The organism is Micromonospora sp. ATLC20 (assembly GCF_057196585.1).
This window is the reverse complement of the sequence record NZ_JBXUOV010000202.1, coordinates 1-9,844: the sequence shown is the minus strand read 5'-3', so window position 1 is coordinate 9,844 and position 9,844 is coordinate 1. Positions and strand designations below refer to the sequence as shown.

Sequence of the window (9,844 nt, the reverse complement as noted above, 5' to 3'; positions counted from 1 at the left end):
GGCCCGTGCGGCGCGGTCCGGAGCGGGCGCGGCCGGACCGACGGACCGGCCCGGGGACGGCGCGGCCGGGCTCACGGACCGAGCCGGGGACGGCGTTGCGGCCGGCGGCCCGGACGAGGCGGCGGTCGACGAGCTCGCCGCCCTGCTCAACCAGGCGGGCTTCGCGCCGGGCAGTGTCACAGCGGAACAGGCGGAGCGGGCCGCACGGCTGAGCCAGGGCTTCGGCGACGCGCTGCGCGCGGCCCGCTCCCGGTGGGGCCGGTTGTTGTGGACGGTCCACCCGGGGCCGCTGCGCTGGCGCCGCTGACCGGACCGGCCGAGCCTCGTCGCACGGTCCGCTACCGGCCTGGTTCGGAGGAAGCTGCCGGGACGCGCCGCGCTCAGCGGTCGGCGGCGCGCAGCTTCCGGACGAGCTTGCGCAGCCCGGCCTGCCAGCCGTCCGGGTCCTCGGCGCGACGCCGGGCGTAGTCGGCCACCTCCGGGTGCGGCAGGATCAGGAACCGCTCCTCGGCCAGCCCGGCGACCACCGCGTCGGCGACCTGGTCCGGCGTGAGGATCGTCCCGGACGCGGCGATCACCCGGGCGCCCAGGTGCCCCTCGGCGAGGCCGTCGGCGAGCATCGCGGTGTCCACGCCCTGCGGGCACAGTGCGCTGACGCGGATGCCGGCGTCCCGGTAGGTGATCGCCAGCCACTCGGCGAGTCCCACGGCGGCGTGCTTGGTGGCGGTGTACGGGGCGTCGCCGACCGCCGTGAGCACACCCGCCGCCGAGCAGGTGAGCAGCAGGTGCCCCTGGCCCCGGCGGAGCATCCCGGGCAGCGCCGCGCGGGCGCTGTGCAGGTGCCCGAGCACGTTCACCCGCCAGGCCCGGTCCCAGTCCGCGTCGGGCGCGTCGATGCCGCCGCCGGTGGCGACGCCGGCGTTGGCGCAGAACAGGTCGATCCGGCCGTGGCGGCGCTCGGTCTCCTCGACGAGGGCGCGTACCGCCGCCTCGTCGGTGACGTCGAGCCCGACGCCGCTGGCCACCGGGCCGATCGCGTCGGCTGCGGCGCGGGCCGCGTCGGCGGCCAGGTCGGCCAGGACGATCGCGGCGGCGCCCTCGGCGGCGAACCGGCGGCCCAGCGCCGCGCCGATCCCACCGGCCCCGCCGGTGATCACCACCACCCGGTCGGTCAGGTTCATCTCAGGCCACCTTTCCGGGGCCGAGCCGGGGCAGCAGATCCATCCAGGCCGCCGCGCCGCCCTCGGTGATCTCCGGCGTGGGCAGCACCGCGATGACCGGCACGTCGACGCCGTTGTCGGCGTACCGGCGGACGGCCGCCACGCACTGCTCGGGCGAGCCGTGCAGCACCAGCGCGTCGACCACCTCGTCCGGTACGGCGGCGGCGGCGCCCCGCCGGTCCCCCGCGGCCCACGCCTCCCACATCGGGCCGAGCGAGTCCTGGCGGCCCAGCCATCTGTGGAAGGCGGCGTACGCGGGCACCGTCAGGTAGCCGGTGATCATGCGGCGGCCCAGCGCGCGGGCGTACGCGGTGTCCTCGGTGGGGCAGACGAAGATGCGGGCGGCCACGTCGAAGCCGGGCCGGCGCTCGCCCACCTCGGCCAACGCGGTCGGCACGTCGTCGGCGGCCAGCCAGTTGAGGATCACCCCGTCGGCCTCGGCTGCGGCCAGACGCAGCATGCCGGGGCGCAGCGCGGCCAGCAGGACCGGCGGCGGCACGCTGGGCGGGCGCTCCAGGGTGAAGCGTCGTACCGCGAACGTGTCGAACGCGCCGTCGACGGTCTCGCCGCGCAACGCGGCCCGCAGGAACCGCAGCACGTCCCGGGTCCGCTTGAACGGCTCGTCGAACCCGATCGCGTTCCAGTCCCGCACCAGCACCGGCGACGAAGCGCCGACGCCGAGGGCGAACCGGCCCGGCGCGGCCTCGGCCAGCGCGGCGGCGCTCATCGCGAGCAGTCCCGGCCCTCTGGTGAACACCGGCGTGATCGCGGTGCCCAGCCGCAGCCGCGGCGACCAGGCGGCGGCCAGGGCCAGCGGGGTGAACGCGTCGGCGCCGGCCACCTCCGACGACCACACGTCGGTGAACCCGGCGTCGTCGAGGGCCGCGTAGACCGCGGCGTGGTCGGCGAGCGGGATACCGCCCAGTGGCACGGTCATGCCCCATCGGTTCGTCACCCGTCGATGGTGCCCGTCCGGCACCGCCCGGAGCAAGATCCAGGCGGATATGGGTGATCCGCACCGGGGCGTCGGGAAAGAGTGTTACGACTGCCGGGCCCGCTTCGAGTACGAGGTGTTCGGCCGCGTCTCCCCGTCGAGGCTGGTGGGGATCGCCGCGCTGCTGCTGCCCGTACCGCTGCTGGTGCGCCTCGCGCCGCTGGTCGCAGCGATCCTGGCCGCTGTGGTCCTGACGGTGGTGGCGGTGGCCGACGCGCGCCGCGCCTGGGGCCGCCCGCCCGAGGAGGCGGCGACGCCGTTCTGAGCGGCGACGCCGGTGCCGGACGCCGCGGCCGGGCTACGATCCGCGCGTGACCTTCTCGCTCGTCGCCCGCTCCGCCGACGGGCGCCTCTACGGGGTGGCGGTGGCCAGCCGGTTCCTCGCCGCCGGGGCGCTGGTGCCGGCGGCCGAGGCGCTGGTGGGCGCGGTCGCCACCCAGGCGCACGCGAACCTCGCCTACCGGGCGCAGGCGCTCGCGCTGCTGCGTACCGGCGTCACCGCCACCGACGTGGTGGCCGGGCTGGTCGCCGCCGATCCCGGCCGCGACGACAGGCAGCTCGCGGTGGTCGGTACGACCGGCGACGGGGCCACCTGGACCGGGCCGCGCTGCCACCCCTGGGCGGGCGGGCAGGCCGGCGACGGCTGGGCCGCGCAGGGCAACATCCTGACCGGCCCGCAGGTGATCGACGCGCTGCGCGACGCCTGGCTGGCCCGCGACGACCTGCCGTTCCCGCAGCGCCTGCTGGCCGCGCTCACCGCCGGTGACGCGGCCGGCGGCGACCGGCGCGGCCGGCAGAGCGCCGCGATGCTGGTGGTGCAGCGCCACGGGGGCTACGCCGGCACCGGCGACGAGCTGGTGGACCTGCGGGTGGACGACCACGCCGACCCGGTCGCCGAGCTGCGCCGCCTGCTCGGCATCCACCACATGCTGTTCGGCCGCCCCGACCCGGCCACGCTGCGGGATCTCGCCGGCCCGCTCGCCGCCGAGGTGGCCGAGTTGCTCGCCGCCACCGGCCACCCGGTCGGCCCGGCCGGCCTGGACGACGCGCTGGCGGCCTGGACCGGCCTGGAGAACCTGGAAGAACGCTTCGTACCCGGCCGGATCGACCCGATCGTGCTGGAGCACCTGCGGCGGTGTGCCGGGCGCTGAGCCGTGGTCAGCCGCCGAACGCGAGCCGGCCGATGCCGGCGCGCGCCAGCTCGGCGTGCTCATCGCCGGTCAGCGGCAGCCGCCCGGTGGCCTTGCGCAGCACGGTGAGCGCGTCCCAGCCCAGTCCGGCCGGCACCGGCACGCCGCCGGTGAGCACGCCGGCCACCACGTCCGCCGCGGCCGGGGTCAGCCACGGCGCCCGGTCCAGCGCGTCGGCCAGGTCCAGGCCGTGCACCGCGACCTCCACCACGCGGGTACGGAGGAACTCCGGCAGCGCCATCGCGTCACCGTGGCGGGTGCGTACCACCCGGCCGGGCGGCGCGGCGGCGACCGCCTCGTCGGTGGCGCGCCAGGCCCGGGCGAACTCGTCGGCCACCTCGGCCGCGCCCGGGTGCTCCCGCGCCGCCCGGCGGGCCGAGTCGATGCGGTCCCGGTCGACCGGCGGGCTGAACTTGGCCGCGCCGAAGTAGGCGGCCGCGTCGACCTCGGCGCGGGGCGGCGCGGGTTCGGCGAGCATCAGGGCCAGGCGACCGGCTCCGGTGCTCACGTGCGCGACCAGGTCGCGTACCCGCCAGGGCGGGCACGGGGTGGGCCGGTCCAGCGCCGCGTCGTCCAGGTCGCGCAGCACCCGTTCCAGGCGCTCGCACTCGGCCCGGAACGCCTCCCGTACGGGCTGCACCGGCGTCAGCCCTTCCAGCGGGGCACCAGCCGGTGCACCACGACCAGCACCAGCGCGGCCACCACCGCGATCGTGCCGGCGATGCCGGCCGCGCTGCCCGCGTACCCGATGAACAGCGGACGGCGGCCGAGCGCCTCGACGGGGATGGTGGAACGGTCGACGAGCCAGGACAGCGCCACCGCGGAGGCCAGCAGGGCCACCACGCCGATGCCGCCGAGCACGGCGCCCGCCATTCGGTGCGCGTCGCCCGGCTCCACCACGGCCTGCTCCCGCTGGAAGAACAGCAGCACCAGTCCGGCGGCGGCGGCCCAGGCACCGACCACCAGGTACGCGGCGACCGCGTCGCTGGGCCGGTGCCAGCCGGCGGAGAGCGTGGCGACGCCGGCGGCGGCGGCGTACCCGGCGCCGAGGAACGCCCCGGCGACCCGCAGCTTGCGCGGCAGCACCAGGATCAGCGCGATCGCCACCGAGGCCGCCACGGCGGTGTGCCCGCTGGGCAGGCTGTTGCCGGCGGCGGCCCGTTCCGGGTCGATGCCGAAGTCGGGCCGGACCAGGTAGTACTTGAGCAACTGCGTGGTCACGTTCGCGCCGGCGATGAGCAGCGTCGCGGTGACGGCGAGCGCCTTGCGCCCCCGGATCAGCGCGATGAAGCCGATCACCGCGGTCGCGGCCAGCAGCGACACCACCGACATGGCGTTGAGGAGTGTGTTCACCGGACCGTCTATGCGGTCCTGGCCGATCCGGTTGCCGGTGAGCGCCACCGTGTCCAGCCACTGGCCCAGTTCGGTGTGCACGGCGAAGCGCCACACCAGCCCGAACGCGGCTGTCTGGATCAGGGCCAGTACGACCAACCAGACCGCCGTCCAACCCCTCGCCGTCTCCCGCACCCGGACAACTTAACGGTAGGCACGCTCCGGCGCGCGGCGGAGCGCCAGCGGCGGCGGCGTACGGTGAGGCGGGCGATCTCGAGGAGGTGGCGCGTGACCGGCACGCCACAGCGGCAACCGGACGACGGGCCGCGGCCGGAGTCGCTGGCCGACCTGCTCGGCGGCCGGCGCGGGGCGGTGGACGCGACCCTTCCGCCACTGGCGTTCGGGCTCGGCTGGGTGCTCGGCGGTCTCGGCGGCGGCGTGCTCGCGGCGGTGCTGACCGGCACGGCGGTGGCCGGCTGGCGGTGGCGGCGCGGCGACCGTCCCCGCTCGGTGCTGGTCGGTCTGCTCGCGGTCTGCGTGGCAGCGCTCATCGCGTTGCGCACCGGCCGGGCCGCCGATTTCTTCCTGCTCCAGATCGCCGCCAACACGGCCAGCGCGCTGGCCTGGGCGGTGAGCATCGTGGTGCGGTGGCCGCTGCTGGGTGTGGTGGTCGGCACGGCGCTGGGCCAGCGGACCCGGTGGCGGCGAGACCCGGCGCTGCTGCGGGCGTACGGCCGGGCCAGCTGGGTGTGGGCGGCCACCTACGTGCTGCGGGTCGCGGTGTTCGTGCCGCTGTGGCTGTACGGGCACGTGGTCGCGCTCACAGTGGCGCGGGCGGCGCTGACCTGGCCGCTGATCGCATCGGCGCTTGCGGGCAGTTGGGTGGTGATCCGGCGCTCGCTGCCGGCCTGGCATCCGGGGCTGCGGCACCCGGTGGACCCGGCGGGCACCGACGGTGTGGCGGCGCGCACAGAATAATGGAGAGGCCGCCACGGGGGGAGCGGCCTCTCCGTCAAATACGTTACTCCGTCCACGGCCCGGATGTGATCCCGTGGACCGCTGATTTTTCCGTGCCTTTTCGCGCCATGGGTCGTCGCCGGGCGGAGTGGTGGGCCGGCCGGTCCGCTGCGTCGGCCGGACGGCCGGCCCACCCGGCCTGACCGTGGGCGTCAGGCCGTTCGCCGACCCGGCCGCTCCGTTCCCCCATCGGCCGGGTCGGCCTCCTCCGCGGGCGGGTTCGCACCCGCCCGCGGAGGAGGGGTCACCTCACCCTTGCGGGAAGTAGGTGCCGTAGTCGGCGTACGCCATGGCGATGTCCGCCTGCGCCCAGAACCGGTGGTAGTTGAAGACCGGCTCGGGACCGCCGTCCAGGTACGCCTGCACCTTCGGCCAGTCCGGGTCGTTCTTGTAGAACGAGCGGATGTCCAGGAAGCTCTTGCCCGGGGCGATCGCGTCGCCGTTGGGCATCTTCCCGGTCCAGCCGTTGGGGACGTAGAGACCCTGGCCGTCGGCGGCGTTGTAGACGTCGTCGAAGCGCTTGTAGTCGCCGCGCTTCTCCGGCGTCGAGACGCCCTTGCTGTCGGCGGACGCCGAGAGCGCGTCCAGCAGGCCCTTGGCGGTGTCCTTCGCCGCGGTGTTGCCGGACTTGGCCGCGTACGCGATGAGCGTGCGGGCGTAGGCGCCGGCGACGCCGACGTCCTGACCCTTGACCGTCACCTCGACGTGCAGGTTGGTGTTCGGCTGCGGGCTGCTCGGGTTCCAGTTCGCCGGCTGGCCGGTCCACTTCATGTCCGACGGGATCGACCAGTTGGTGCCGACCGTGGTGTTCGCGATGGCCCACGGCACCCACTTGTCCAGCAGCGCCTTGGCCTTCGCGTTGCCGGTCTCCAGGTACAGCTCGGCGATGCGCTGCATCGACCAGGCCTGCATGCCGAACCACTGGTTCGACGGCGGGTCGTTGTAGACCGGGTCGACGTCGTAGTACATGCCGTAGAAGGTGGCGGTGCCGGCCGGCGGCTGGGCGTAGCTGCCGTCCCAGCTGTTGGTGGCGCCACCGGCGATGCCGCCCTCGGCGGACTGGAGCCAGGTGTAGAACTCCAGCTGCCGGTCGAGGCTCTTCTGCCAGTCGGAGACCGCGGTCGGCGACTTCGGCTTCAGCTCCGCGACGTTGGTCATGGCCCAGGCCGCGAACGGGTTCTGGTAGCCGAAGTGGCTGTGGCTGGAGCCGATCCGCCACGACCAGTTCTGCGAGGCGTCGTACGCGCCACCCCAGGCGTAGTACCAGGAGAGCAGGTAGTGCGCCGAGTCACGGCCGCTGCCGGCCGGGCAGGTGGACGCCCCGACGCAGTTGCCGATCTTCTTGAAGTACTTGTCGAACAGCGCGTAGCGCAGGTAGTCGCCCATCTTGGCGGCCTTCGCCACGGTGGCCGCCACGTCGGCCTGCTTGCCCTGTGCCTTGGCCCAGGTCAGCGCCCAGTAGGCGGCCTGGACGGCACGCGCGTCGGCGTCCGGGGCGTTCGTGTACTTCCACTGCTTGGCCGGGGCGCTGGACTCCTTGACGAACAGGTCCAGGTAGCCGTTCGGGCCGCCGTGCTTGAACGTGTCGCAGGACGGCTGCGGCACGGTCTCCCACACCGACTCCTGGGTGCCCCGCTGGAAGGTGTTGATGTACGCGGGCCGGGTGGTGCCGTCGCCGCAGCGGCCGAAGCCGTAGGTGTTGTCCACGTCGAGCAGCCAGTGCATGCCGTAGATGTCACCGGTGCCGTAGGTGGACTGCAGTTCCGAGCGCAGCGGGTCCTGGCCGACCGGGACGTTGGCCTCCAGCGCCGACGGGTACTGGCTGGGCAGGTTGTGCTCGGCGGCGTACTGCGGGGTGCCGGGCGAGCCGGCGGTGGCCTGGTCGGCGTGCGACGGGATGATGTACTTCTCCATGACCGTCCAGGCGTTGTTGAACGGGGCCCAGTTCTGGGTGACCCGGCCGTACTGCGCCTCCAGCCAGAGCCAGAAGCTGAATGCCTCCGAGGTGGTCTCGTGCCCGTGGTCGGGCGCCTCGACGATCAGCGTCTCGATCGAGTGGTACGGCACGCCCTCGGGGCTGAAGTAACCCGAGTTCTTGATCTTGCCGTACTGGTCGAGGAACTTCTTGATGTAGGCGTTGTCGCCGCCCGGGGTGTCGTTGTCCGCCTCGGTGGCGACGACGGAGATCGGGGCGTAGCCGGTGGCCGACGCGGTGATCGTCGCGGTGCCGCCGACCGTGTCGGAGTCCTCCGCGGCGGAGACGGTGGCGGTGACGCCGGTGCTCCAGTTGCTCGACGTGAGCGTCAGTGTGGACGGCGAGACCGTGATGTCGCTGTCACCGGTGACGGCGAGGGTCACCGGCACGTTGGCCGTGGGCGCCGCGCTGAGCGCGTACCGGACCGTGGCGCTGCCGCCCTCGGCCACGGTGACCGCCGACGGGCTGGCGACCAGCTTCGGCCCGCTCGCCGCGGTGACGGTGAACGACTTCTCCGAGACGGCGCTGCCGCCCGCGTTGTCGTACGCCTTGGCCTGCACCGTGTAGCTGCCCGCCGGCAGGTCGAGCAGGTCGTAGCCGTACGGCGCGGTGGTGTCGGTGTTTACCAGCAGGCCGTTGCGGTAGAACTCGACCTTGCTGATGGTGCCGTCGCTGTCGCTCGCGGTCGCGGTCAGCGGGACGTCCGCCGGCGCCTCGAACGGGCCGGACGGCACGCTCAGGGAGACCGTCGGTGGCTGGTTGGTCTGCGCGCCGTTGCACGCGACCCCGTTGAGCGTGAACGCGGTGGGCTTCGGGTTGCTGCCGCTGTAGCTGCCGTTGAAGCCGATGCTGGTGGACGCGCCGGTGGGCAGGCTGCCGTTCCACGACTCGTTCGTCGCGGTGACCTCGCTGCCGGACTGGCTCCACTTGGCCGACCAACCCTGGGTCACGCGCTGGCTGCTGTTCGGGAAGGCGAACTTCAGCGACCAGTTGTTCAGCGCGTCACCCAGGTTCTTGATGGTGACGGTGGCGGTGAACCCGTTGTTCCAGTCGCTCGTCGCATAGGTCACGTCGCAGGCGGGCGCGGCCTGGGCGGCGCCCGCGGGCAGGGCCACCCCGCCTATGACGAGGGCGGTGGCGGCGACCATCGCCGTGCGGCGACGTCTGGCCAGAAGTCTCATGTGGGCGGTGTCTCCTCGGACCGGGCCGGGACCGTGGGCCCCGGCGGGGCGCCTCCACGCGTCGCCGGGGCGTACGCGGGGGGACGGAGGCGTCCGGAAAGGTGGTCGTCCCGGCCGTGCCGGGGATCGGGGCGCCGCACCGGTTGTTCACCGGGTGCCCTCGGCGGCCCGCGCTCGCGTTCACTGGCTCCGCGTGGCGTGACGAGAGTGTGACATGGAAGCGCTCCCACCACAACGGCCAGCGCAGATACGCGCTTCCATGTTTCGATCTCGTTTAGGGGCTTTTCCAAACCCGTGACGGGCGTTACAGTCGCAGCATCGCCGATGGGAGCGCTTCCATCGACGGTGATACAAGTACTGGATCGCCGGGTACACCCGTGCCCGGCGCGTCGGCCCAGAGGCCGACGGCGGACCAGCCCGGACGCCGCCGCCGGCCGTCACCCGCCAGACGGAGGGAGGTGGAACCAGAGCCACTCGCGTGGCCCGGCTCCCGCGCGACGCGCACGACGGACGCCAATTCCACTTCGTGCGTGTGTGCACCATCGGTGGGGACGGGGGTTGCCCTCCCCCGTCCCCACACTAAACCCCCGTTGTCGACGGCAAAAGAGGCCGACGGGACAGGCGTGACACGCCACCCGGACGGCCTTTCTCGCTATCCACCCCACCCCTCGCCGCTCACGCCGCCGCGAGCGACGTTCCCGAGCGACGCCCCCGCCCACCCACTTTCCGGCCGCCCGCCGGCCGCGCCGCACCTCGCCGCGACCGCCGGATCGGGGCCGGCCGCTCCCTGGCTATCATGGGAGCGCTCCCGGCCCAGGGCGGCCCGTCACTCCGAGGAGAAACCTCATGTCGTTACTCACCCGACGGCGCCTGCTCCGCCGCGCCGCCCTGTCCGCGACCGCGGCCGGCGCGGCCCGGACCGGGCTCGCCGGCGC

General features: G+C 74.2%; 8 protein-coding genes and 1 pseudogene. 4 read left to right on the top strand and 5 right to left on the bottom strand.

Annotated elements, in window-relative coordinates; translation table 11 throughout:
• Positions 1 to 307: pseudogene (locus AC2CHG_RS27220) on the top strand (transglutaminase domain-containing protein); the annotation flags it as partial.
• A gap of 73 nt (positions 308 to 380) precedes the next feature.
• Here the strand turns inward: AC2CHG_RS27220 and AC2CHG_RS27215 are convergent.
• Both AC2CHG_RS27215 and AC2CHG_RS27210 read right to left on the bottom strand, forming a co-directional pair.
• Positions 381 to 1,181, bottom strand: a complete 801-nt coding sequence (locus AC2CHG_RS27215) for an SDR family oxidoreductase (RefSeq protein ID WP_484525871.1) — start codon at positions 1,179 to 1,181, stop codon at positions 381 to 383.
• A 1-nt stretch (position 1,182) separates the two neighbouring features.
• Entirely contained in the window at positions 1,183 to 2,157 is a 975-nt protein-coding gene (locus AC2CHG_RS27210; RefSeq protein ID WP_366624836.1) for an LLM class F420-dependent oxidoreductase, read from the bottom strand.
• Between the two features lie 67 nt (positions 2,158 to 2,224).
• Here AC2CHG_RS27210 and AC2CHG_RS27205 point away from each other — a divergent pair, with 67 nt between their 5' ends.
• Entirely contained in the window at positions 2,225 to 2,479 is a 255-nt protein-coding gene (locus AC2CHG_RS27205; protein WP_262016231.1) for a hypothetical protein, read from the top strand.
• A gap of 46 nt (positions 2,480 to 2,525) precedes the next feature.
• Positions 2,526 to 3,365, top strand: coding sequence for a DUF1028 domain-containing protein (locus AC2CHG_RS27200; protein WP_357210028.1), 840 nt, complete (start codon positions 2,526 to 2,528; stop codon positions 3,363 to 3,365).
• 7 nt (positions 3,366 to 3,372) lie between these two features.
• Here the strand turns inward: AC2CHG_RS27200 and AC2CHG_RS27195 are convergent, their stop codons facing one another.
• Together AC2CHG_RS27195 and AC2CHG_RS27190 are read right to left on the bottom strand one after the other, a co-directional pair.
• Complete coding sequence (locus AC2CHG_RS27195; protein ID WP_357210030.1) at positions 3,373 to 4,044, bottom strand: maleylpyruvate isomerase N-terminal domain-containing protein; 672 nt, start codon at positions 4,042 to 4,044, stop codon at positions 3,373 to 3,375.
• Positions 4,045 to 4,049: 5 nt separating this feature from the next.
• A complete protein-coding gene (locus AC2CHG_RS27190; protein ID WP_355513739.1) occupies positions 4,050 to 4,931 on the bottom strand; it encodes a phosphatase PAP2 family protein in 882 nt (293 codons plus the stop codon).
• 93 nt (positions 4,932 to 5,024) lie between these two features.
• Here AC2CHG_RS27190 and AC2CHG_RS27185 point away from each other — a divergent pair, with 93 nt between their 5' ends.
• Positions 5,025 to 5,714 (top strand): DUF3159 domain-containing protein, encoded by a 690-nt coding sequence (locus AC2CHG_RS27185; protein ID WP_402809100.1) that lies wholly within the window; start codon positions 5,025 to 5,027, stop codon positions 5,712 to 5,714.
• Between the two features lie 288 nt (positions 5,715 to 6,002).
• Here AC2CHG_RS27185 and AC2CHG_RS27180 read toward each other — a convergent pair whose 3' ends face one another.
• On the bottom strand, positions 6,003 to 8,900 hold the full coding sequence (locus AC2CHG_RS27180; RefSeq protein WP_402809154.1) for a glycoside hydrolase family 48 protein: 2,898 nt from the start codon (positions 8,898 to 8,900) through the stop codon (positions 6,003 to 6,005).
• Positions 8,901 to 9,844 lie beyond the last annotated feature (944 nt).